The following is a 23,536-nucleotide window of genomic DNA, read 5'->3' as shown; positions in this document are numbered from 1 at the left end:
GGGTTCGATGCCGGCCGCCACCTTCCGCTTCCGGGGCCGACGACTACTCTGAGGGGGTTCGGTCGCCCGACCGAACCCCCTCGCGCAATCTCGTGGAGTCCAGGTGTTCGACGTCGGTGCACCCGAGATGGTCGCGCTCGTCATCCTCGCGATCGTGATCTTCGGTCCCGAGAAGTTGCCGAAGATGATCGGCGACGTGGCCCGCACCATTCGCAAGTTCCGCGAGTTCTCCTCCGGGGCCCGAGCGGACCTGAAGAAGGAACTCGGTCCGGAGTTCCAGGACATGCACCTCGAGGACCTCAACCCCAAGACCTTCGTCCGCAAGAACCTGATGGGCGACGGCGACGACCTGGGCATCAAGGAACTGCGCGACTCGCTCGGCAAGGACTTCGAGGACATCAAGGGCCTGGCGAGCGGCAGCCCGTACGACCCGGACGTGCCGGACACCTCGTACAGCCCGCCCTCGCTGCACAAGAACACCGCCGCCCCTCGGGTCGAGCCCGGCGAGCGCCCGCCGTACGACGCCGACGCGACCTGATCGCCGGCGCGACGCCCGGGACACACCTCGGTCGCCGTCGCCCCGACGCGGGTTCGAACGACGCCGCGCGCCGTCGCCGATTCCCGCCCCTTCCCGGCCCGACACGGTGCGGGGGCACGCGCGCATTCGGGCAGTATGGCTTCCGGAGTACACGGGCGGTGTGTGGTCGGTGACTCGGCGGATACATGTATCGGACGGACGGTCCACCCGGAAGTCGCCGGGAGAGGTGGGCCCCGGACATGGCATACCGAGGCAGCCGGCGGCGCCGTCGCGCCGCGTGAGAGGACCTGAGGCGGAGCATGGACACAATCAGCCACGCGGGCGAGGCGTTGCCCGCCGACGAGGCCGGCAAGCCCGACCTGCTGGCGGAATACCTGGGCGCGGACTTCCCCTGGTACGGCCTGGACGAGGGCTGGAACGGGCGGCGTTGGTTGTCGTCGGTGTGCAGGGGCCGAGGCGCGATCGAGTACGGCACGCTCGGCCACGGCGATCTGCCCAGCCGGCGGCCCGGTGATCCGACACCCCGACGGTTCGTGTCCGTGGTGACCGTCCCGCAGCGGCCCAAGCGGCCGGCCGGGGACGGTACGGGGCAGATGGAGGCCACCTCGAAGTCGAGCGCGGCGTCACTCGCAGGGGTGGCGTTGCTCGCGGAGAGTTGGCCGTGGCAGTTGGATCGCACGACCCGCGCGGAGTGGCTGGATCAGCAGACCAACATCGCCTGGGACCTGTCCGACAATCTGACCGGATCGGGGTGGACGGACCTGGCCATCCCGGTGGACGGGGTGCCCTCGCGGTTCCGCTACCGGGAGTCGGCCTACGGCTGGGTGCTCGCGGGCGAGAGCGCGGGCGTCTACATCGGGGTGTACGGCCGCGGCGCGAGCGCGTACGGCCTGGGCCTGTCCCGCTCGGTGGACCTGAGCAGCTACGCGAGGCCGGATTCGTGAACCGCGGCGATGATCCCGGGGGCACGCGCGGGACCGGCCGCGCGTGACCCCGGGATCATCGCGGTGGAGCGCGATGCCCGGCCGGGCCGAAGCCGTGCCGGGCATCGTGGCGCGGGCCCCGGGACACGTCCTCTAGAAATTGCGCAGCGGGGTCAGGCCGAGTTGGAGGCCGGAGAGACCGCGCTCGCGTCCGCCGAGCTTGGCCGCGATCGCGGCGAGCGCGACGGCCGCGGGCGACTGCGGCGCGTCGATCACGACCGGCTTGCCGGTGTCGCCGCCCTCGCGCAGCCGGGTGTCGATCGGGATCGAACCCAGCAGCGGGACCTTGGTGCCGGTGGCCGCGGACAGGCCGTCCGCGACCCGCTGACCGCCGCCGGAGCCGAACACGTCGACCATCTCGCCGCAGTGCGGGCAGGGCAGGCCGGCCATGTTCTCGATCACACCGGCGATGGTCTGGCGGGTCTCCACCGCGATGGTGCCCGCGCGCTCGGCGACCTCGGCGGCGGCCTGCTGCGGCGTGGTCACCACCAGGATCTCCGCGTTCGGCACCAACTGGGCGACCGAGATGGCGATGTCGCCGGTGCCCGGCGGCAGGTCGAGCAGCAGCACGTCCAGGTCGCCCCAGTAGACGTCGGCGAGGAACTGCTGGAGCGCGCGGTGCAACATCGGACCGCGCCAGACCACCGGAGTGTTGCCCGGGGTGAACATGCCGATCGAGATGACCTTCACGCCGGACGCGGACGGCGGCATGATCATGTTCTCGACCTGGGTGGGCTTGCCCTCCGTGCCGAGCATGCGCGGCACCGAGTGGCCGTAGATGTCCGCATCCACGACGCCGACCTTGAGCCCCTGCGCGACCATCGAGGCGGCCAGGTTCACGGTCACCGACGACTTGCCCACGCCGCCCTTGCCGGAGGCCACCGCGTATACGCGGGTGAGCGAACCGGGTTGGGCGAACGGCACCTCGCGCTCGGCCTGACCGCCGCGCAGGTTGCTCGCGAGTTCCTTGCGCTGCGCGTCGCTCATCACGTCCAGCTCGACCCCGACCGAGGTGACGCCGGGCAGCGCGCCGACCGCGGTCTCGACCCGGCTGATGATCGTCTCGCGCATCGGGCAGCCGCTGACGGTCAGGTACACCCCGACCGCGACCCGCCCGTCGGCGTGGATCTCGACGGATTTGACCATGCCCAGTTCGGTGATGGGCCGGTGGATCTCGGGGTCCTGGACGGTCGCCAGCGCATCCTGGACGTCGTCCGCCGAGGGCAGGGTTGCAGAAGCCATACCGTGAGCTTACGACGCCCTCGGAAAAACTCTTTGAGAGCATCGACCTCCGAGCCGAATGGGGAGGTGGCCGTGTGACGACGGTGGCCGAGGAGACGCGCGTGGCCGGCTTCCGCCGGGAGTTGGGCCTGGCGTCGCTGATCGACGTGCACACGCACTTCATGCCGGGGCGCGTGCTGGACAAGGTGTGGGCGTACTTCGACGCGGCCGGTCCGCTGCTCGGCCGGCCGTGGCCGATCACCTACCGGCTGGACGAGGACGAACGGGTCGCCACGCTGCGCCGGTTCGGCGTCTCGGCGTTCACGTCGATGCTCTATCCGCACAAGCCCGAGATGGCCGCGTGGCTGAACGCGTGGGCGCGCGAGTTCGCCGACCGTACGCCGGACTGCCTGCACACCGCGACCTTCTTCGCGGAGGCGGGCGCGGCGAAGTACGTGCGCGAGGCGATCGACGCGGGTGCGGTGGTGTTCAAGGCGCACGTCCAGGTCGGCGGGTGGGATCCGGCCGATCCGCTGCTGGAGGACGTGTGGGGCACGCTCGCGGACGTCGGGGTGCCGGTGGTCGCGCACTGCGGGTCCGGGCCGGTGCCGGGCGCGCACACCGGGCCCGAGCCGATCGCCCGGGTGCTGGCCCGGCACCCCCGGCTGCGGCTGATCGTCGCGCACATGGGGATGCCGGAGTACGGCGCGTTCCTCGACCTCGCGGACCGCTACCCGGGGGTGCACCTGGACACCACGATGGCCTTCACCGACTTCGTCGAGGAGTTCACGCCCTTCCCGCCCGCCGATCGCTCCCGGTTGCGGGACGTGGGGGACCGGATCCTGTGGGGCAGCGACTTCCCGAACATCCCGTACGGCTACGCGCACGGGCTCGACGCGCTGGCCGGGCTCGACCTGGGCGACGACTGGCTGCGGGCGGTCTGCCACGACAACGCGGCCCGGCTGTTCGCCGCGGGGCTCTCCGGTCGAGCCCAACGCCGGTCGTAGGAAACGATTGCCGGCGCGTCGGCGCGGACGGCTACGTTGCCGCGCATGGCGACCGTCACGTATGTCCGAGGAGACGCCACCACGCCCCTGGGCAAGGGCGTCAAGGTGATCGCGCACGTGTGCAACGACCAGGGCGGCTGGGGCAAGGGCTTCGTGCTCGCGCTGTCCCGGCGCTGGTCCGAGCCGGAGGCCGACTATCGGCACTGGCATCGCGAGCGGGCCGGGAACGACTTCGGGCTGGGCGCGGTGCGTCTGGTCCGGGTCGACACCCACTTGTGGGTGGCCAACATGATCGGTCAGCACGGGATGCGTACCGGCAGCAAGGGACCGCCGGTGCGCTACGACGCGATCGACCGGGCGTTGGCCGAAGTCGGGCGCCGGGCCCTGGAACTGGGTGCCTCGGTCCACATGCCGCGAATCGGCTGTGGTCTGGCCGGGGGCAACTGGGGCAGGGTGGAGCCGCTCGTCCTGGAACGGTTGAGCGCGTGCGGTGTCCCGGTCACCGTCTACGACCACGACTGAACCACGAGGCGAGGCGCCCGGTGACTACGCGAACCACGGCGGACACGAAGCCGGCGTCGGCGGCGGGCAGGCCGAGCCTGTGGCGGGACGCGTCCTTCTCGGCCGTGCTCGCCGGCCTGATCGCGGTGCTGGTGTCCTACTCGGGGCCGCTGGTGATCGTGCTGTCCGCGGCCTCGGCGGGCGGGCTGACCCGGGAGCAGACCGGATCGTGGGTCTGGGCACTGTCCATCGGCAGCGGGCTGACCTGCCTGGGGCTGAGCCTGTACACCAGGATGCCGATCGTCACCGCGTGGTCCACGCCGGGCGCCGCGCTGTTGGTGACCAGCCTGGGGTCGTACTCCTACCCCGAGGCGATCGGCGCGTTCGTGGTCACCGGTGTGCTGATCACCGTGATCGGGGTGACCGGCGTGTTCGGCCGACTGATGCGGCGGGTGCCCGCCGCCGTGGTGTCCGCGATGCTGGCCGGGATCCTGTTCTCGTTCGGCACCGGGGTGTTCACCTCGGTCAAGTCCGCGCCCTGGACGGCCGGCGGCGTGCTGCTCGGCTACCTGCTCGCCAAGCGCTTCCTCCCGCGCTACGCGGTGCTCGTCGCGCTCGTGGTCGGGGTGGCCTGCTCGGCGGCGACGTCGCGGTTGCACGTGCGGATCGAGGCGTTCGAGATCGCCCGCCCGGAGTGGACCACGCCGCACCTGTCGGTGCCGGCCCTGATCGGCATCGCGGTGCCGCTCCTGGTGGCCACCCTCGCGTCCCAGAACGCGCCCGGGATGGGGGTGCTGGCCGCGTCCGGCTACACGCCGAACGACCGGGTGCTGATCGGCTCGACCGGGGCGGTGTCCACGCTGCTCGCGCCGTTCGGGTCGCACGCGATCAACCTGGCCGCGATCACCGCGGCGATCTGCACCGGCCCCGAGGCGCACCACGACCCCCGCAGGCGTTACGTCGCGGGGGTCTCGTGCGGGGTCTTCTATCTGATCGTGGGCATGTTCGGGTCGACGCTGGTCGCGCTGTTCGCGGGCCTGCCCAAGGAACTGGTGGCCGCGGTCGCGGGCGTCGCGCTGTTCGGCGCGCTGGCGAGCGGCCTCACCGGCGCGATGGCCGACGACGAGCACCGCGAGGCGGCGCTGATCACCTTCCTGGCCACCGCGTCCGGGGTCACCATCGGCGGGATCGGATCCGCGTTCTGGGGGCTGATCGCGGGTGTCCTGGCCCACGTGGTGCTGTCCTGGGGCCGGTTCAGCCCGCGGCGCGGCTCCCGCCCATGAGCAAGCGCATGCCCTCGGCGAGATCACGGCCGGTCGGGGCGGTCTCCGGCGCGAGCATCCACTGGCGGACCACGCCCACCAGCAGCGCCTGACACAGCGCCCCGACGGTGCCGGTCAGATGCTCGTTGCCCTCCTCGGGCACGCCCAGGAACACCGAGGCCAACCCGGACCGGCCCTCGTCCTGCGCCGCGGCGAGCACCTTGTGGATCTCCGGCAGGTCGTCGAGGTGGGCCAGGATCTCGAAGTTGGCGGCCCACATCATCCGGTGCGACTCCATCAGATCGATCACCCGCGTCCAGATCGCCTCGAAGCGCTCCAGCGGCGCGGACTCGGCGCCGACCGCGTCGACCAGCGCGGCGCTCAACTCGTTGCCCCACTCCTTGATCGACTCCAGCAGCGCCTGCTGCATCAGCGCGTCCTTGGACCCGTAGTGGTAGCCGATCGATCCGAGGTTGGTGCCCGACACGGCGACGATGTCGCGCGCGGTCGTGCGCATGTAGCCCTTCTCGTACAGACAACGTTTGGCGCCGGCCAGCAGGTCTTCGCGGTGTCCCATGGGGCGATGGTAACCGGGGATTAGACAAATGTCTTACACAAGTGACTCATACGCGTGTATGAAGAAGTTCGACCCCGCCGTCGACCTGGATCCGGTGCCGGCTCAGGGATGTTCCGGGTCCGGCGGCGGCTGCTGCCGGGTCAGGTGCGCGTCGGTGACGTCGCGTCCCATCAGCCACCCGTCGGTCTCCCGTCGCTCGTCCAACTCCTTGAGCATGGACTGGAGTTCCGAACGCAGGAAGTCCCGGGTGGCGACCTCGCCGAGGGCGATCCGCAGTGCCGCGACCTCGCGGGTCAGATATTCGGTGTCGGCGATGTTGCGCTCGTTGCGGGCCCGGTCCTGCTCCAGGTTGACCCGGTCCCGGTCGTCCTGCCTGTTCTGCGCGAGCAGGATCAGCGGCGCCGCGTAGGACGCCTGGAGGGACAGTGCCAGGGTCAGGAAGATGAACGGGTACTCGTCGAAGCGCAGCGCCGGCGGCACGAAGATGTTCCAGCCGATCCACACGATCACCGTGGCGGTCATGTAGACCAGGAACCGACCGGTGCCCAGGAAACGGGCGATCCGCTCGGAGAACCGGCCGAACGCCTCCGGGTCGTACGCGGGCAGCAGCGGACGCCGCCCCGGATCGCGCGGTTGATCCAGGCGCGGGCGGCGGCGCTTGTCGGCGCTCGTGCTCTCACGAGCCACGGCGGACACCCCCGTCTCCGTGTATGGCGCCCTCGCGCCAGTCCTCGGGCAGCAGATGGTCGAGCACGTCGTCGACGGTGACCGCGCCGAGCAGGTGGTCGTCCTCGTCCACCACCGGCGCCGCGACCATGTTGTACGCGGCCAGGAAGCTGGTCACCTCGGCGAGCGGGGTGTCCGGGCGCAGCGGCATCAGGTCGGTGTCCAGCACCGCGCCGACCAGGGTGAACGGCGGATCGCGCAACAAGCGCTGGAAGTGCACCGTGCCCAGGTACTTCCCGGTCGGCGTCTCGGTCGGCGGCCGGCACACGTAGACCTGACTGGCCAGGGCCGGCGAGAGGTCGGCGTTGCGCACGTGGGCGAGCGCCTCGGCGATGGTGGCGCCGGGTTCGAGCACGATCGGCTCGGTGGTCATCATGCCGCCGGCGGTGTCCTCGACGTAGGTCAGCAGCCGGCGCACGTCCTCGGCCTCCTCCGGCTCCATCAGGCCGAGCAGGCGTTCCGCGGTGTCCTCGGGCAGCTCGGAGATCAGGTCGGCCGCGTCGTCCGGGTCCATCGCCTCCAGCACGTCGGCCGCGCGCTCCTCCTGGAGCTGGCCCAGGATCTCCACCTGGTCGTCCTCGGGCAGTTCCTCCAGCACGTCCGCGAGCCGGTCGTCGTCGAGCGCCGCGGCCACCTCGGCGCGGCGCTTGGCGGAGAGGTTGTGCAGCACGTTCGCCAGGTCGGCGGGCCGCAATTGCTCGAAGGTGGCGAGCAGGTTGGCCGCGCCCTGCTGGTCCTCGGGGCGCTCGAAACCGACCACCGCGTTCCAGTCCACGGTGATCGTCTCGCCGCGTCGCCGGCGCAGGCCGGAGGTGCCGCCCTTTTGCACGAAGAGCTTGGAGATCAGCCAGTCGCGACCGCGTCCGAGCGCCATCGCGACGTCCAGCACGGTCACCGGCTCGTCGGTCTCGGCCAGGCTCACCCGGCGATCGAGCATCTCGGCGAGCACCAGCGTCTCGCTCGGCCGTTGCTCGAAGCGGCGCATGTTGACCAGCCCGGTGGTGATCACCTCGCCGGTCTCCACGCTGGTCACCCGGGTCATCGGGACGAAGATCCGCCGACGGGTGGCCACCTCGACGACCAGGCCGAGCACGCGCGGGGGGAGCTGGGCGGTGCGCAGCATCACCACCACGTCGCGCAGCCGGCCGACGTGGTCGCCGTTGGGGTCGAACACGGCCACGCCCGCCAGGTGCGAGATGAACACCCGCCCGGATGACGCACCCATGCCGTGGTCCCTCCGTCGCCGATGTGTATGCCCGCTCGGGCCGATCCGCGGCCGATCCGCGCGGTCGTTCCTCGTATGCCCCCGGACGGTCAGGCTACCGGTCGACGTGGGCATGATCACGACACCTCGCGCCCGGCTCAGTACAGTGCCGCCCGTGCGCTTGCCTCAGACGAAGACCACGATCGCCCTCCTGGCCGCCTGCGTCCTCACCGGCACGGCGTGTTCGAAGGCGGAGACCGGACTCGGCTCGGAATCCGCGGATTCCATCGCCGGCAAGTCCAAGGCGGCGGCCGCGACGGCCGTCGCGGTCCACGTGCAGGGCGTGTGGCGGATCCAGACCCAGGAGTTCCGGATCGATCTGCGGCTCAAGCGCGAGGGAGGGGTGGGCACCGTGGTCACCGCGGACAGCACCATCGAACTGCTGCGGATCGGCGAGGACCTGTTCGTGCGCGGCGACGCCCGGCTGTATCGGGGCCGGGACGGGCGCGGGGGGACCGACGTCGAGGAGTCGGCCCAGACGCTGCGGGACAAGTTCGTCAAGGTGCCGCCCGCCGATCCCAGCTACGCGCGGCTGTCCGGGTTCACCCGGATGCAGGACATGATCACCGATCTGATCCGGCTCAACGGCAAGCTCAAGAAGGACGGCCGGGAGAAGATACGCGGCGCCGAGTCACTCAAGGTGGTGGCCGACCGGGGGCGCGGCGGCGAACTGCGGGTGGCGCTGAAGGGGACCCCGTTCCCGCTCAAGTACATTCCTTCGCCGAGCGGCGGATCGCTCGAACTGTTCGAGTACAACCAGGACTTCCCGCTGGTGTTGCCCAAGCCCGACGACGTGCTCGACTACGGGTCGATGACCGACGGCAAGGAACCGTCGGACAAGTCGCCGGACAAGTCCCCGGTCAAACCCTCGGGTCAGCCCTCCGGAAAACCCTCGGGTCAGCCCTCGGGCAAGCCCACCGGGCCGGTGCCGGGTACCGACTGAGGCGGGGGATTCCGGCTCCGGGATACCGTTTCCCGCAGGACGTCGACGCGGGCGTGCGTCGATCAGGTCAGCGAACCAACGAGACATCGAACGACGAGGAACCCAACGGTGGATCACGTGCGGCGCGGCTTCGTGGTGGCGACGGCTGTATCGGTCACGGTGCTGGCCGCCGGGTGCAGTGCGGGACGGCCCGCACACCGCTCGTGGCAGGCGCCGGTGGACGAGCCGACGGCGGGTGCGCCGCTCGGCAACCAGGTGGACGGGCTGGACCCGGCGGCGATCCTTCAGCGTGCCCAGGCCGCGACGGCCGCCGCGAAGTCCGTGCACGTCAAGGGCGAACTGGCGGTCCCGGGCGCGTCCGGCAGGCCGGCCAAGCCGTTCAGCGTGGACATGCGCTTCACCAGCACCGGCAGCGAGGGCCAGATCGTCGAGGACAACACGACCGCGTACATCACCCGGGTGCAGAACCAGGTCTGGTTCCGGGGGGACGCGAAGTTCTGGTCCAAGGTCGAGGGCAACGGCAGCGAGACGGCCAACCACGACAAGTACGTACAGGTCCCCTCCGGGGACAAGAAGTACGGCGGCATCGTGGAGAACACCTACGTCGAGCGGCTGACCAACAAGCTGATGGGCAAGCCGGGCAAGCTGGAGAAGGGCGCGGTCAAGCAGGTCAACGGCCACAAGGCGATCGCCCTGGAGAATCGCACGCCGGGCGCGGGCGGCACCATCTGGGTGGCCACCGAGGGCGCCCCGTACCTGCTGCGGATGGAGTCGGCCCAGGACGCGAAGCAGACCGGCGCGTTCGACTTCCTCGGCTACGGCGAACGGGTTGACGTGCACGCGCCGGAGCCCAAGGACGTGGTGGACAAGGACCTGACCACCCAGGGCCGCCCGACCGGCGGCAGCAACGGCACCTCGACCGGCGGCTCGAGCACGCGGCCGCCGACGACCGGCGCGCCCACGAGTTCCACCACGCGCCGCCCCGACATCGGCCGGACCGGCAAGCCGCCGGTCCCCGCCGGCCTCAAGCACGACCCGGTGTTGTTCTTCTGATCGGGCGTCGGGCCCACCCGGGGCGGCCTCATCCGGTGCGGGCCCACGGCTCACCCGAGGCGGCTCCGTCGCCGCGCCCGACGTCCCGCGGACGGTCGGCGCCCGGGCCCGGCCCGGGGGCACCGACTGTCAGCCGCGCCGGCGCAGGCGGCCGATCGACAGGTTGAACGGGGACGCGCCGCGCGTCACGGCCGGCGACCCGACCGGAACGGTGCGTCCGGCGTCCCGGGGCAGATCCCGGGCCGGGCCGGTCGGGGTCAACCGGATCAGGTCGCACTCGCGTTTCCAGCGGGCCGGCTGCTCCTCGCCGTCGGGCGCGTTCAACCGGGCCGCGTGCAGGGCCAGCACGGCCGGCTCCCACGCCGGGTCGTCCGGTGCCACCACGGCGACCCGGGCGGTCCAGCCGGGCAGCCGGCCGCCCTTGTCCTTGCTGCGCAGGTCCACGAGCGCCTCGGCGGCCTCGGCCAGGCCGGGCACGAACTGCTCGACCGCGCCGTCCGCGCGGGCCGTCACCAGCCACGACGCGCCGTCCAGCCACACGTGCCAGACCGGGCGGGCGGGTGCGGTGCCGACCGTGAGCCAGAGCAGGCCGGACTTCTTCGCGGCTTCCTCGCGCAGCGCGTCCGCTTCCGGGAGTGCGTCGGTGTCCGTCATGCGCCACAGCGTCCCACAACGCGCGGGCGCGGAACGTGGTCCCGCCCCGGCGACGTGCGAGGCCGAACGTGCGCCACCTCATAGCCCGCCAGGGGTGACCCGTCGGTAACCTGACCGCACGATCCGCAGCACTGGGAGGACCAGAGACATGGCCGCCACATCGCGTAGCTTGCGTTCCCGCCGTTCCTGTATGGCTGTGCCCGGCAGCAACCCGCGCTTCATCGAGAAGGCGCAGGGGCTTCCGGTCGACCAGGTGTTCCTCGACCTCGAGGACGCCTGCGCCCCGCTCGCGAAGGAGGGCGCGCGGCACACCATCGTCGACGCGCTCAACAACGGCGACTGGGGGAATCGGATCCGCGTCGTGCGGGTCAACGACTGGACCACCCACTGGACCTACCGCGACGTGGTCACCGTCGTGGAGGGCGCGGGGGCCAACCTCGACGCCATCATGCTGCCGAAGGTCCAGGACGCCGGCCAGGTCAAGGCCCTGGACCTGCTGCTCACCCAGATCGAGAAGACGGTCGGCCTGGAGGTCGGCCGGATCGGCATCGAGGCGCAGATCGAGAACGCCCGAGGACTGGTCAACGTCGACGAGATCGCCGCCGCGTCGCCGCGCGTGGAGACCATCATCTTCGGCCCGGCCGACTTCATGGCGTCGATCAACATGAAGTCCCTCGTGGTCGGCGAGCAGCCCCCGGGCTACGACACCGGCGACGCGTACCACTACATCCTGATGCGGATCCTGATGGCCGCGCGGGCCAACGACCTCCAGGCGATCGACGGCCCCTACCTCCAGATCAAGGAGGTCGACGGCTTCCGCCGGGTGGCCGGCCGCTCGGCCGCGCTGGGCTTCGACGGCAAGTGGGTGCTGCACCCCGGCCAGATCGACGCCGCGAACGAGCTGTACTCGCCGACCCAGGCCGACTACGACCACGCCGAGATGATCCTCGACGCGTACGACTGGTGCACCTCGGCCGAGGGCGGCATGAAGGGCGCCGCGATGCTCGGCGACGAGATGATCGACGAGGCGTCGCGCAAGATGGCCCTGGTGATCTCGGCCAAGGGTCGCGCGGCGGGCATGCAGCGTACGCAGAAGTTCGAGGCCCCCAAGGGCTGAGTCCGGCCCCGGTGACCCGGGCCGGTGCTCCGGTGCCCGGGCGGTGACGCGACGAAGGGGCGGCACCCGATCGGTGATCGGGTGCCGCCCCTTCGTGTCGCATCGGCCGTGTCGCATCCGCGCGGCGCGGCGGCTCCCGGGGCGCGCCGCGGCCCGGCTCAGCTCTCGGTGAGCAGACCCGCGCGCAGAGTGCCGAGCGTGCGCGACAGCAGCCGAGAGACGTGCATCTGGGAGATGCCCAGTTGCTCGCCGATCTCGGACTGGGTCTTGCCGCCGAAGAAGCGCAACATCAGGATGTGCTTCTCGCGCGGCGGGAGCGCGGCGATCAGCGGCTTGAGCGACTCTCGGTTCTCCACCAGTTCGATCGCGTCGTCGTCCGCGCCGAGCCGGTCCATCGGAACCGCGGCGTCGTCGCCGGCGCCCGCGGGGGTGTCCAGCGACGAGGCGCTGTAGCCGTTCGAGGCGATCATGCCCTCGACGACCTCCTCGCGGGAGACGTCCAGGAAGTCCGCCAACTCGGCGACGGTGGGCGCCCGTTCCAGGCGCCGGCCGAGCTCGTCGCTCGCCTTCGCCAGCCGCAGCCGCAACTCCTGGAGTCGGCGCGGAACCCGGACGGACCACGAGGTGTCCCGGAAGAAGCGCTTGATCTCGCCGAGGATGGTCGGCATCGCGAAGGTCGGGAACTCCACCTCGCGCTCGGTGTCGAAGCGGTCGATCGCCTTGATCAGCCCGATCGTGCCGACCTGGACGATGTCCTCCAGCGGCTCGCTGCGGGTGCGGAAGCGAGCCGCCGCGAAGCGCACCAGCGGCAGGTTGAGTTCGATGAGGGTGTTGCGCACGTACTGGTACTCGTGGGTGCCCTCTTCCAGCCGGTTCAGCCGCCGGAAGAGTGTCTTCGAGAGCGCGCGCGCGTCGGCGGCGCCCATCGATCCGATCTCGTCGTCGTCGAATTCACGCGCGAGTTCGCACAGATCCAGCTCTTCTGCCCCGGTGTCCGTCGCCGGTGGCCGCTGTGACCCCCGGACCTGCATCTCGGCTTCGAGCTGTACTGCCATGCCTCCCCCTCGTCACGCTTTTGAGGTCTCTCCCGTGCGCCTAACCCGGATGGGGGAGAGCAAACACCATCCACCCGAAAAACTTGTGCGGGCAAGCCGACCCCCCGCATTCGGGGGCGGTCGTCTATCGTGTGCCCGGGCCGGAGTACTCGATGGGCAAAGGGCAGCAGGAGGCTGGCATGCAGGGCGGCTTGACGGTGTCGGTGAGCACCAATGGCACCTCTGCGATCGTTACGGTCGCCGGTGAGATCGACGTGGACAGTGCCGCCGCGGTGCGGGACCGCCTGTTCGAGTGTGTCGAGCAGGGCAGTACGCGTCTGGTGATCGACTGCTCGGACCTCGATTTCTGTGATTCGACCGGGCTGAACGCGTTTCTCGCCGCCCGGCTGCGCGCGCAGGCCGCGGGAGGAGCCGTCCACCTCGTGGGCGTTCAACCCGCTGTTGCGCGGGTATTCGAGATCACCGGTGCGGTACAGGGGTTCACTTTCCACGAGACCCTGGCAGAGGCGGTCGGAGAGTAGCCCGTGACTTCTGGTGTCCTCCAGCGGGATGCGGGCAACTATCACCGCGTAGCAGCGTGAGCGAGGTGAGCCAGTAGATGTGCGCCATGCGATCGCAGGCGCCCGGCGACGGGGGCGCCTGCTTCTCCACACCACCGCTTCGTCAGGTGCGGAGATTGCCGTTCGAGGGCGCGAAGGGGGCGGTGGCGCGGTCGAGGACGTTCATCCGCAACACGCTCCACGCGTACGGATGGTCGGGTTCCCAGGACGAGCAGGTGATGCTGACCGCCGACGACGTGCTGCTCGTCGCGGTCGAGCTGGTCACCAACGCGTGCCTGCACGCGGGCGGTCCGGTGGAGTTGCGCGTCGTGCGGACGAGCGAGCTGTTGCGGATCGAGGTGGACGACCGCAGCGAGGAGCCGCCGCAGGCACGTGCTCCGCATTCGGGGACACGACCGGGCGGACACGGACTGCACATCATCCGGCGGCTGACGCTGGACTGGGGGGTGGTCGTGCACCAGGGCGACGGGAAGACCGTGTGGGTGGACATGCCCGTCCCCGAGGTGATGCGCTGAATCGGACGCCTGCTCGCGGGGTGCGGTGCCGAGCCGGATACCGGCCCGAACCCGGTGCGCTCGGCGGATACCCTGGAGCACATGTCTGCCTCTTCGGTTCGTGTTCGCTTCGCTCCCTCTCCCACCGGCATGTTCCACGTCGGTGGCGCTCGTTCCGCGCTGTACAACTGGGCCGTCGCGCACAAGGCCGGCGGCACGTTCGTGCTGCGTGTCGAGGACACCGACGAGGCGCGGAACCGGCCCGAGTGGACCGAGGGCATCATCGGCGCGCTCGCGGCGATCGGCATCAACGCGTCCGACCCGGCCTTCGAGGGCCCGTACTTCCAGTCGCAGAACACCGCGTTGCACCGCGAGAAGGCGGTCGAGCTCTTCGACGCGGGCCGCGCGTACTACTGCGACTGCACGCGTGAGGACCTGGAGGCCCGGACCGGCTCCAAGCACCTGGGCTACGACGGCTTCTGCCGCGACCGCGGGCTGCCCGCGGGCGAGGGGCGCGCACTGCGCTTCCGTACGCCGGACGAGGGCGTCACGGTGGTGGCCGACCTGGTCCGCGGCGACACCGAGTTCCCGAACGCCTCGCTGGAGGACTTCGTGGTGGCCCGGGGCAACGGCTCGGCCGTGTTCCTGCTGGCGAACGTGGTCGACGACGTCGACCAGCGGATCACCATCGTCATCCGCGGCGAGGAGCACCTGTCCAACGCGGCCAAGCAGCAGCTGTTGTGGGAGGCGCTGGGCGCGACCGCGCCGCAGTGGGCGCACCTGCCGGTGATCGTCAACGAGAAGCGGCAGAAGTTGTCCAAGCGTCGGGACAAGGTGGCGCTGGAGTCCTACCTGGACGAGGGCTACCTGCCCGAGGCGCTGGTGAACTACCTCTTCCTGCTCGGCTGGGGCCCGAAGGACGACGTGGAGATCCGGCCGTACGCGGAGCTGGAGCAGCTCTTCGACCTGCGGGACGTGAACAAGTCGTCGGCGTTCTTCGACGTGAAGAAGTTGTCCTCGTTCAACGCCGACTACATTCGCGCGCTGGACGCGGACGCGTTCGTGAAGGCGTGCGAGCCGTGGGTGCTCGGGGAGAAGGCGCCGTGGGCGAAGGAGGCGTACGACCCGGCGGTGTTCGCCGAGGTCGCGCCGCTCGTGCAGACCCGGATCACGGTGCTCGACGAGGTCCCGATGTACGTGGACTTCCTGTTCCTGGACGCGCCCGCCGAGGACGAGGCGGCCTGGGCCAAGGCGATGAAGCCGGGCGCCGCGGACGTGCTGGCCAGTGCGCGCGAGGAGCTCGCGGGGGCCGAGTGGAACGTGGACGCGCTCAAGGCCGCGGTCGAGGCCGCGGGTGCCGCGCACGGCCTGAAGTTGTCCAAGTCGCAGGCCCCGGTCCGGGTCGCGGTGACCGGTCGCACGATCGGCCTGCCCCTGTTCGAGTCGCTCCAGGTACTCGGCCGCGACCGGGTCCTGTCCCGCATCGACGCGGCGCTGGCCAGGTTGGCGACGGCGCAGTAGTCGCCGCACCGGAACACGGCGGGCCCGCACACCGGGAAACGGGTGGGCGGGCCCGCCGGGGCGGCGGGTCAGCTCAGTGACAGGGTCAGTGTGGTGTCGTAGGCACCGGGCTGCTGCATCGCGGGTACGGCGAGCGAGATCGATGCCTTGGCGATGAACGCGCCGCCGGTTCGCGGGGCGTTCGGCGTCGACGCCAGCACGGATCCGCCGGCGATCCGGCCGGGCGTGCCGGGCACCGCGACGCTCAGGCCGCCCGGCGCGCTCTCCACCGCCGGTACCCAGGTGAAGTGATCGGCCGGAATCCGGCCGCCGTCCGGTGAGGTGAAGTCGCCGATGTCGGCGGTGAGCGTCCAGCCGAGCGAGCCGCCGCGCACGTCGGTGACGGTGATCGGGTTCAGCGGGCCGGACATGGTCTGCGCGCGGGTGCTCACCGCGCCGCCCACGAGTCGGATGCCGTCACCCTGCTGGGAGATGGTCAGCCCGCCGGTGCCGATCACGCCGGTGATGTGCTGGGACACCGTGCCGGCGCCGGAGTCGGCACCGACCGTCAGAGTGCGCGAGACGGCCGGTGGCACGACCGGGGCGCAGTCGATCAGCGTCCCCCCGATGCCCTCCGCGGTCACCGTGTAGGTGCCCGGGGTGAGCGTGACCGGGCCGCTTCCGGGGATCGTGAACGTGCCGGTGAGATCGGTGAGTTCAAGGGAGCCGGAGGGATTCTCCGGCGCCGGGCGGCCCTGACCGCGTACCCCGAAGGCGGTGTGCTGCGAGCCGCCCACGTTCACGGCGGCCTCTGCGTAGAACGGGATCGAGTCGATGTGCGGCATTCCCGGATACTTCGGCTGCGTACCCCAGTGCCAGGTGACGGTGACCGTTTCGCCCGGGTTGTAGGTCGGCTTGTCCGGGCTGACGACCAGGTCCACGTCGAACGCGTCTTCCGGGAACCGTATGCCGAGGATGGAGGAGGAGCATCGCTCCTGGTACGTGATGGTGTCCGCCTGTGCGGGTGCCGCCGACGTCAGGCCGACGGCCGCGACGACGATCGCCGTCGCGCAAGCCGCCAGGACGCGACGGGCCGAGTTTCTTTGGTTTCTCTTGAACACGGATTTCCTTGCCGGAGTCGGGAATCGATCGGTGCCAAGGCGCGGTGGGGACCGGGTTGGTTCCGAGCGGGTCCCCGACCGACACGATGTTTGGCACGATCAATGATTACTGACGGCAACCCGCGCCGCACTCGGAATTGCGCAGCAACTCGCTTGGGTGGCAAGGAAATTGACGGGCCGTTGGATCGTTCCCGGCCGGGAACTCCGGACGGCCCCCGCGACTGTCGTCGCGGGGGCCGCCCGGAGTTTCGGTGTTGCTCGTGCTATCGCGTCAGCTGATCGAGAGGGTCAGCGTGGCGGTGTAGGTGCCGACCGCCTGGTACGCCGGGACGGCGAGGGAGAGGTCGGCGTCGGCGGCGAAGGTACCGCCGGTGACGGGCGCCGCCGGAGCGGACGCCAGCGTGGCGCCGGTGCCGATCGGGCCGGCACTACCGGGCACCGCGACACTGGGCGAGCCCGGGCCCGCGGCGACCTTCGGGGTCCAGGTGAACTTGTCGGCGCCGATCTTGCCGCCGGTGCCGTTGGTGAAGTCGGACACCGAGCCGGTGAGGGTCCACCCGGTGTTGCCGCTGCGGAAGTCCTTCACGGTCACGGTGTTCAGCGCGCCGGTCATGTTCTGCGCCTGGCCGTTGATCGTGATGTCCGACAGCTTGATCGCGCCGGCTTCCTGGGAGATGGTCAGGCCGCCGGCCACCACGTTGCCGGTCACGGTCTGGTCCAGGCTCGCGCCGGGGACGGTGATGCGGAACGGAGTGGTGATCGCGGTGGTGTCGTCGGTGCCCTCGGTCACGTAGATCGAGGCGATCGACGGGTCGCTCGCGACGAAGTCCGGGATGGTGAAGGTGCCGTCGGCGGCCGAGTCGGCGTACGCGGCCGTCTCGTCCAGCACGTAGCCCGAAGCGGTCTGGCCGCGCGCGATGATGGTCAGGTTCGGGGTGAAGTTCTTCCCGGTGACCTTGACCGTGGTGCCCACCGGACCACTGGCCGGGTCGAGGCTGATCTGCCGCGCGGTGGCGGTGATCTTGATCGGGGCGAGCGCCTCGGAGGCACCGACCTTGACCTTGATCTTGTAGTCGCCCGCGGCCACCGTGGCGATCGTGCTCACGTTGCCGGTGAGCGCGCCGTCGGCCACCGCGAGGGTGTTGCCGGGCGCGATCTTGGCCGCGTCGCAGGCCGCGCCGGCGGCGTCGCACAGCTCGACCGACGGGGTGCCGGCCGGCCAGTGCGCACCGGTCAGTGCGATCGGCGCGCCGGCGGCGGCCTCGGCCGGACCGGACAGCGTGGCCGGCTCCTGCGAGGTGCCTTCGACCTTGAGGGTGCGCGAGACCGCGACCGGGGTCACCGGCGTGCAGTCGGTCGGCACCTTCAGGCCCAGGGCCGTGGTGAAGGTCGAGTAGATGTCCGGGGTCAGGGCGACGTCACCGGGCGTGGTCAGGGTGAACTTGCCGGTGCCGTCACTGACCTTGAGGTCCTGGCCGGGCAGGGCCTCCGGGTTGTCCTGCGGCCCGATCACCTTGAAGTTGCCGCTCTGGGCACCGGAGAGCTTCACCGTGCCGTCGAGGTAGGTCGAGTTCGCGGGCACCTTGCCGATCACCGGAATGGTCGGCGGGGCCTTCGGGAACACCGTCCAGTGCCACTTGACCGTGACCTCTTCACCCACGGCGTACGTGGGCTTGTCCGGGGTGACCTGCAGGTCCATCTGGACCTGACCGTTGGGCAGGTTCGGCGAGTACTTGTTGACACAGTGCGTCGTGTAGTCGACCGGGACCGCCTGGGCGGACGGTGCGAGGACCACGAGACCGCCGGCGGTCGCGACGGCGACGACGGCTGTCGAGGCGAGCAGCCTGCGTGGAGCGATTCTTCGCATTCGGGACACTATTCTCCTCGCGGGGATGGGAATATGCCTACTGCCACGGTGGAGCGGCATCGCGCGATCCCGGAATTCTGCGGCCTCCGCCCTCTCGGAGCGTGGCGGGCCGCCGGTCGGAATGCGACGGATGCGGTAGCGGTCGGCAATAGATGGTCCGACACCGTATTCATCCGTTAATTGCTGACGAAGTCAATGACTATTCCGAGGCGATCCAGGTGTCACGTGTCAACATGATCGACTTGCCGCGCGGCAAGGGAAGCGGAATGCGATCGTCCCCTCCCGGACCCCGGTATCGGGCACAACGAAGGCCGCCGTCCCCAGGGACGGCGGCCTCCGGTCGAGCCCTTCGGATATACGTCAGCCCGTCACGGTGAACGGGGTCGACGCGTTGCGGTCGGAGTGGAAGGTCTCCGACGCGATGATGCCGGTGGTGTTCGACTTCGTGATCAGGATCCAGATGCTGAAGTCGCCGTTGGCGTTCGCCCAGGCGCCGGCCCAGTCACTGGTCTTGGAGTTGCCCGCCAGACCGTTGACGTTGACCCACGCGAGCGAGCCGTAGCCGTGCCCGGTGACCAGGACGAACGTGCACGGGTCGCCGGACGTCTTGTTCAGCTCCAGCCAGCGGCGCTGCACGGTGACCGAGGTCAGCGCGCTGTTGCTGCCGTCGCTGAGCTTGAGCTTGTAGGTGCCCTCGCCCACGTTTCCGGCGATCGTCACGTTGCCGGCGAGCGTGCCGTCGGCGGCGATGGTGATCGGGCCCGAGCTGATCCGGGCGGCGCTGCACGCGGAGCCGTCGGCCGCGCACAGCGACGCGGCGGCGGAGCCGTTCGGGGTCCAGTTGTTGCCGGACACCGCGACCGAGCCACCGGCGTGCGTGGTCGCGGGCGACGCCGACAGGGTGGCCGGCAGGGCCGCGCCGATGGTGAACGGCACGGCGAAGCCGGTCGTCTCGTCGACGCCCTCGGTGATCCAGACCGCGGTGATGCTCGGGTCGCTCACCACGAAGTCCGGGATGGTGATCGTGCCGTCGGCGGCCGAGTCGGCGTACGCGGCCGTCTCGTCCAGCACGTAGCCCGTCGCGGTCTGGCCGCGCGCGATGACGGTCAGGTTCGGGTTGAAGTTCTTGCCGGTCACCGAGACGACGGTGCCCACGGGGCCCCGGTTGGGGCTGAGCGTGGCCTGTCGGGCGACCGCGTTGATCTTGACCGCGGCGACCGCCTCGCCGGCGCCGACCTTGACCTTGAGCTTGTAGTTGCCGGTCGGCACGGTGGCGACGGTGTTGATGTTGCCGGACAGCGCGCCGTTGGCCACCACCAGGCTGTTCGCCGCGATCTTGCTCGCGTCGCACGCGGCGCCGTTCGCGTCGCACAACTGCACCGACGGGGTGCCCGCGGCCCAGTTGTTGCCGGCCAGCGCGACCTGGGCGCCGGCGTTGAACTCACCGGGGTTCGCGCTCAGGGTGGGCGCCCCCTGCGAGGGGCCGTCCACGGTGAGGGTGCGCGACACCGAGATGGGGTTGATCGGCGAGCACTTGGTCTCGACCGTCTGCCCGACCGCAGTGGTCCACGTCGAGTAGATGTCCGGGGTCAGGTTGACCTGGCCGGCCTGGGTCAGTGTGAGGTTGCCGACCGGGTTGCTCAGGATCAGGTCCTGGCCGGGCAGCGCCTCGGGGTTGATCTTCGGTCCCTGGATGGCGAAGTTGCCGGTCTGCGCGCCCGTCAACTTCACCGTACCGACCGGATAGGTCGAGTCCTTCGGCACCTTGCCGACGACCGGGATCGACGTGGGGGCCTTGGGGTACAGCTTCCACTGCCACTCGACCGAGACGACATCGCCCACCTGGTAGCTGCTCTTGGCAGGGGTGACCACCAGGTCGATCTTGACCTGGCCGTCCGGCGGCGTCGAGTACGGGTTGGTGCAGTGCGTCGCGTAGTCGACGGTGTCGGCTTGCGCGGCGGGGGCGAGGACGAGGGCGCCGGTGCTCGCGATGGCGCCGACGGCCGCGGCCGCGATCAGCCTGCGCGGAGCGATTCTTCGCATTCGGGACACGTTTCTCCTAGCCGGGTGGGAGGTGCCTGGTGGTGCGGGAGAGTCCGCTTCCCCCGCGTACGCCCGGAGGGCGACATTTCGTCGCCCACTACGGCCGTCGCCCGTCGGCGACGGGTGTCGGGAGTGTTGGCCGAGTGGCTGGGTGAAAAGGCCGGGATGGCGAACTCCGAACGTTGCTGGTCCGCCCGAACATCTAGCGAATAAAGGCGCAAGAAGCAATGCGTAAAACGTGGCGATCTTGGTGTCACGTGTCACCATGATCAACTTTGATAAACCTGCTCCAGCCTTCTGTTTCTGAGCTTGACCGAGTCAATAGGAACCGCGATCGATTCATGATCGCTGCCCGATGGATTCATCTACAAAACCGTATTGACTTCTTCCGCTTGCGCAGTTTCACTTTGGCTGTGCCGGAGGGCCCCGGCGTGGGGAAGAAGCGGGCCCGCCCCGGATCCCGATAACACCGTCGTGCCGTCCGGTTCGTACCGCGTCGGCCGACCCTTCGGGATGCCCGCCGGTTGCTCCACCGTTTTCGCCTGCGGCGTGCAGGCCGGGAAGAACGTGCGCCATCACCAGGTCCTCGGAAGCGATGAAAAGGAGCTCCACCATGTCTCGTACCAAGCTCGCAAGCGCCGGTATCGCCTGCTCGGCCGCCGCCTTCGCCGCGGTCATGGCGCTGTCCGGCACCGCGAACGCGGTTCCCGATTCGCGCAGCGTGAACCTCACCTGCAAGGACAGCACGGGTACCACGTGGGTCACCGGCGGCACTGGAACCCTCACCTCCAGTGACCCGGGCGGCACGGCGGCGCAGAAGATGAAGCTCGTCTCGCCGATGACCGCGCCGATCGCGATCCCGGCGAACTCGCTGACCACCACCATCCGCACCATCCAGACCGGCGCGGGTGCGGGCACCGTTCGTGACTTCACCGGCACCGTGAACCTGCCGATGAACATCGGAAACCAGATCAACCTGGGCCCGGTTTCCGGGACTTCGCGGCTTGCTGCGGGCACCACCGTGCGCCTGCAGGACACTTCGGCCGCCGCGCCGAGCGCCACGAACTGGTCGGTGAAGATCAACACGAGCATCTCCGGCTCCCCGGTGGAGATCTGGTGTGCCGGCAAGCAGGACGCGGCTTCGGGCGACTACACGTTCTGATCGATCCCGGACCGGACCCTGCCCGTGCAGGAGGGTCCGATCAGGATTCGATGATCAGGATTCGATGACGTCTCGCGCCTGCCCGGGCGGCCTCGTGCCGCCCGGGCAGGCGTACGCATGTCCGGGTATCGGTGACGCGAGCCGGTGGGGGCACAAGGGCGTGGCCCGGCGAGCGGGCTTTTCCGCCGTTCGAGGTATTCCCGATGATTCGGGTCGGAGGGCCGGGGCGGCATTCTTTATCGGTGTCACGTGTCACCAAGATCGAATCAGATAAAGCCGGCCCGATAATCGCCTTTCGATTCTTTCCCGGATTCCCGGGAACGGAAACCGTTTTACTTCGCCGGCCGTACGGTTCGTGTCGAGTCGGCCGAAAGGGCCCGTGCGAGTGGTGGAGCGGGCCGGTCATCGGTCTCGGCGCGGTCGGTGACGGTGGCCGTATCGGCCGCATTCCCCGCCTACGCGGGCCGAAGCCGTGGTGCGGGCCGGGTCTTCGAAACCGACGCGCGGGAAGCCTCTCCAGGGCTCCCGCCGCCGCTCGGTACAGCGGGTGTGACCACCGCGTTCGCGGCAACCGCAGCAGCTTGGCCACCGTGCCGGACGCATCGAACCGGCCGGTGTGGATCGCATTGCGCCCGAACGGGCCACGGTCCTGCCCTGCGGCGCGGGTGGATCGGACTCCGGGGCGGACGACCTTCGCCCGCCGAGCGGCTCGGGCCCGGAAAATTGCACCGGAACCATCGATTTCGCTTTCCTTCGCGGATTGGTTTCCGTGCGTCTCTCCGGACGTGCCGCGTCCCGCGGGACGTTTGTTTTACCGAGAATTCGGGACGCAATACTCACGTTACGTAATCACGCCTGTATAGTGACGCGTGTCACCATGATCAAAGATATGCATTTGGTGATCATGAGGATTGAAGGCGCTCTGTCGGTCGATATGGTTGGAAGCTTCTCGAAGATCACTCGGCTTTGTAAACGTGGACATTAGGCATTGACTTCTTTTCTTTCTCCCGCTTCACTCTCCCTGTGCCGGAAGGCCCGATGCAGAAGCAATCCGGGCCCTTCGCGGTTTGGCTTGCGTCGCCGTTCCCGTCGATGTCGAGATACCGGCCGGCAGTACCAGCGTCTTGCCTGCTTCAGGGCACTCGGGCAAGCACGTCTTCATTCGGAAAGCCGTGAAAGGAGCACCACCCCTCATGTCTCGTTCCAAAGCTGCAACGGTTGGCATCGCCTGTACGGCGGGTGCCTTCGCGGCCGTGATGGCCATGTCCGGTACTGCCAACGCCGCTCCGCCGGAGTCGCGCGGGGTGCACCTGACCTGTGTCGACATCAACTCGGGTATCACGTACTCGACGAACGGCGCGGGCACCCTCTCCTCGAGCGACCCGGGTTCGCCGAACCCGCAGAAGATGAAGCTCACTTCGTCGATCACGGCGCCGCTCAACATCCCGGCGAACTCGCTGACCACCACGATCCGGATGACGGGCGGCGTCACGTTCTCCGGGACGGCCAACCTGCCGATGAACGCGGGCAACCCGATCACGCTCGGCCCGGTTCCCGCCGCCGCGCGTATCGCGGGCGGGACCAGCATCATCCTGCTGGACACCTCCGCCGCCGCCCCCAGCGCGACGAACTACTCGGTGCGCATCCAGGCGACCTTCGCCGGGACCGCGGCCGACATTCGTTGCGCCGGCAAGCAGGACACCGTTCCGCCCGCCACCGGCCCGACCCCCTTCACCTTCTGATCCGCCCGGCTCTCGACCAGGGAGCCGGAACGCTCGGATCCTTGCGCCACGGGCCCGGGGGGGGGGGGGGGGGGGGGGGGGGGGGGGGGGGGGGGGGGGGGGGGGGGGGGGGGGGGGGGGGGGGGGGGGGGGGGGGGGGGGGGGGG

Annotated in this window: 22 protein-coding genes; 13 read left to right on the top strand and 9 right to left on the bottom strand. The window is 69.9% G+C overall.

The window, feature by feature from the left end:
• Nucleotides 1–103: 103 nt before the first annotated feature.
• Nucleotides 104–538 carry a sec-independent translocase gene (locus ACZ4FV_RS01660; protein WP_395870524.1) on the top strand — a complete coding sequence of 145 codons (435 nt, stop codon included), beginning with the start codon at nt 104–106 and terminating at the stop codon, nt 536–538.
• Between the two features lie 299 nt (nt 539–837).
• Nucleotides 838–1,482, top strand: coding sequence for a hypothetical protein (locus ACZ4FV_RS01655; RefSeq protein ID WP_395870526.1), 645 nt, complete (start codon nt 838–840; stop codon nt 1,480–1,482).
• A gap of 132 nt (nt 1,483–1,614) precedes the next feature.
• Here the strand turns inward: ACZ4FV_RS01655 and ACZ4FV_RS01650 are convergent, their stop codons facing one another.
• A complete protein-coding gene (locus ACZ4FV_RS01650) occupies nt 1,615–2,763 on the bottom strand; it encodes an Mrp/NBP35 family ATP-binding protein (RefSeq protein WP_395870528.1) in 1,149 nt (382 codons plus the stop codon).
• Between the two features lie 74 nt (nt 2,764–2,837).
• On the opposite strand from ACZ4FV_RS01650, the gene ACZ4FV_RS01645 reads away from it, so the two are divergent.
• From ACZ4FV_RS01645 to ACZ4FV_RS01635, 3 genes are read left to right on the top strand one after another with little or no spacing between them, the layout of a single operon-like run.
• Nucleotides 2,838–3,749, top strand: a complete 912-nt coding sequence (locus ACZ4FV_RS01645; RefSeq protein WP_465321580.1) for an amidohydrolase family protein — start codon at nt 2,838–2,840, stop codon at nt 3,747–3,749.
• Between the two features lie 45 nt (nt 3,750–3,794).
• Entirely contained in the window at nt 3,795–4,271 is a 477-nt protein-coding gene (locus ACZ4FV_RS01640) for a macro domain-containing protein (protein ID WP_402233993.1), read from the top strand.
• A 20-nt stretch (nt 4,272–4,291) separates the two neighbouring features.
• Nucleotides 4,292–5,533: a benzoate/H(+) symporter BenE family transporter gene (locus ACZ4FV_RS01635; RefSeq protein WP_402233995.1), complete on the top strand. Its 1,242-nt coding sequence runs from the start codon at nt 4,292–4,294 to the stop codon at nt 5,531–5,533.
• On the opposite strand, the gene ACZ4FV_RS01630 is transcribed toward ACZ4FV_RS01635, so the two are convergent.
• The 3 genes from ACZ4FV_RS01630 to ACZ4FV_RS01620 form a co-directional block, all read right to left on the bottom strand.
• The gene (locus ACZ4FV_RS01630) at nt 5,505–6,089 is read right to left on the bottom strand and encodes a TetR/AcrR family transcriptional regulator (RefSeq protein ID WP_402233996.1); all 585 of its coding nucleotides are present in this window, start codon (nt 6,087–6,089) and stop codon (nt 5,505–5,507) included. The two genes, ACZ4FV_RS01635 and ACZ4FV_RS01630, sit on opposite strands and share 29 nt — an antisense overlap.
• A 102-nt stretch (nt 6,090–6,191) precedes the next feature.
• On the bottom strand, nt 6,192–6,776 hold the full coding sequence (locus tag ACZ4FV_RS01625) for a DUF1003 domain-containing protein (RefSeq protein ID WP_395870536.1): 585 nt from the start codon (nt 6,774–6,776) through the stop codon (nt 6,192–6,194).
• On the bottom strand, nt 6,766–8,040 hold the full coding sequence (locus ACZ4FV_RS01620) for a magnesium transporter MgtE N-terminal domain-containing protein (protein ID WP_395870538.1): 1,275 nt from the start codon (nt 8,038–8,040) through the stop codon (nt 6,766–6,768). Before ACZ4FV_RS01620 ends, ACZ4FV_RS01625 begins: the two co-directional genes overlap by 11 nt.
• Before the next feature lie 154 nt (nt 8,041–8,194).
• Between ACZ4FV_RS01620 and ACZ4FV_RS01615 the strand changes: the two genes are divergently transcribed.
• Complete coding sequence (locus ACZ4FV_RS01615) at nt 8,195–9,022, top strand: hypothetical protein (RefSeq protein ID WP_395870541.1); 828 nt, start codon at nt 8,195–8,197, stop codon at nt 9,020–9,022.
• A gap of 108 nt (nt 9,023–9,130) precedes the next feature.
• Nucleotides 9,131–10,075, top strand: coding sequence for a hypothetical protein (locus tag ACZ4FV_RS01610; protein WP_395870543.1), 945 nt, complete (start codon nt 9,131–9,133; stop codon nt 10,073–10,075).
• Nucleotides 10,076–10,204: 129 nt separating this feature from the next.
• On the opposite strand, the gene ACZ4FV_RS01605 is transcribed toward ACZ4FV_RS01610, so the two are convergent.
• Nucleotides 10,205–10,729: a hypothetical protein gene (locus tag ACZ4FV_RS01605; RefSeq protein ID WP_395870545.1), complete on the bottom strand. Its 525-nt coding sequence runs from the start codon at nt 10,727–10,729 to the stop codon at nt 10,205–10,207.
• A gap of 148 nt (nt 10,730–10,877) precedes the next feature.
• Between ACZ4FV_RS01605 and ACZ4FV_RS01600 the strand changes: the two genes are divergently transcribed.
• Nucleotides 10,878–11,846, top strand: a complete 969-nt coding sequence (locus tag ACZ4FV_RS01600) for an HpcH/HpaI aldolase/citrate lyase family protein (protein ID WP_391586794.1) — start codon at nt 10,878–10,880, stop codon at nt 11,844–11,846.
• Between the two features lie 158 nt (nt 11,847–12,004).
• Here ACZ4FV_RS01600 and ACZ4FV_RS01595 read toward each other — a convergent pair whose 3' ends face one another.
• Entirely contained in the window at nt 12,005–12,901 is an 897-nt protein-coding gene (locus ACZ4FV_RS01595; protein WP_395870547.1) for an RNA polymerase sigma factor SigF, read from the bottom strand.
• A 152-nt stretch (nt 12,902–13,053) separates the two neighbouring features.
• On the opposite strand from ACZ4FV_RS01595, the gene ACZ4FV_RS01590 reads away from it, so the two are divergent.
• The 3 genes from ACZ4FV_RS01590 (at nt 13,054) to gltX (ending at nt 15,476) form a co-directional block, all read left to right on the top strand.
• Complete coding sequence (locus tag ACZ4FV_RS01590) at nt 13,054–13,422, top strand: STAS domain-containing protein (protein ID WP_395870548.1); 369 nt, start codon at nt 13,054–13,056, stop codon at nt 13,420–13,422.
• A gap of 182 nt (nt 13,423–13,604) precedes the next feature.
• A complete protein-coding gene (locus ACZ4FV_RS01585) occupies nt 13,605–13,976 on the top strand; it encodes an ATP-binding protein (RefSeq protein ID WP_465321579.1) in 372 nt (123 codons plus the stop codon).
• Between the two features lie 129 nt (nt 13,977–14,105).
• A complete protein-coding gene (gene gltX, locus ACZ4FV_RS01580) occupies nt 14,106–15,476 on the top strand; it encodes a glutamate--tRNA ligase (protein WP_395870672.1) in 1,371 nt (456 codons plus the stop codon).
• A 68-nt stretch (nt 15,477–15,544) separates the two neighbouring features.
• On the opposite strand, the gene ACZ4FV_RS01575 is transcribed toward gltX, so the two are convergent.
• The 3 genes from ACZ4FV_RS01575 to ACZ4FV_RS01565 all read right to left on the bottom strand — a co-directional run bounded on the left by ACZ4FV_RS01575 (nt 15,545) and on the right by ACZ4FV_RS01565 (nt 20,486).
• Nucleotides 15,545–16,576 carry a WxL domain-containing protein gene (locus ACZ4FV_RS01575; protein ID WP_395870552.1) on the bottom strand — a complete coding sequence of 344 codons (1,032 nt, stop codon included), beginning with the start codon at nt 16,574–16,576 and terminating at the stop codon, nt 15,545–15,547.
• Between the two features lie 271 nt (nt 16,577–16,847).
• Nucleotides 16,848–18,443, bottom strand: coding sequence for a WxL domain-containing protein (locus ACZ4FV_RS01570; protein WP_395870554.1), 1,596 nt, complete (start codon nt 18,441–18,443; stop codon nt 16,848–16,850).
• Nucleotides 18,444–18,803: 360 nt separating this feature from the next.
• The gene (locus ACZ4FV_RS01565) at nt 18,804–20,486 is read right to left on the bottom strand and encodes a hypothetical protein (RefSeq protein WP_395870556.1); all 1,683 of its coding nucleotides are present in this window, start codon (nt 20,484–20,486) and stop codon (nt 18,804–18,806) included.
• Between the two features lie 613 nt (nt 20,487–21,099).
• Between ACZ4FV_RS01565 and ACZ4FV_RS01560 the strand changes: the two genes are divergently transcribed.
• Nucleotides 21,100–21,648 (top strand): hypothetical protein, encoded by a 549-nt coding sequence (locus ACZ4FV_RS01560; RefSeq protein ID WP_395870558.1) that lies wholly within the window; start codon nt 21,100–21,102, stop codon nt 21,646–21,648.
• Nucleotides 21,649–22,910: 1,262 nt separating this feature from the next.
• The gene (locus ACZ4FV_RS01555) at nt 22,911–23,390 is read left to right on the top strand and encodes a hypothetical protein (protein ID WP_395870560.1); all 480 of its coding nucleotides are present in this window, start codon (nt 22,911–22,913) and stop codon (nt 23,388–23,390) included.
• The last annotated feature ends 146 nt before the right edge of the window (nt 23,391–23,536 follow it).

The sequence above is a fragment of the Embleya sp. NPDC025285 genome (assembly GCF_055558835.1).
The sequence above is the reverse complement of the archived record's forward strand: the minus strand, read 5'-3'. Positions and strand labels throughout refer to the sequence as shown.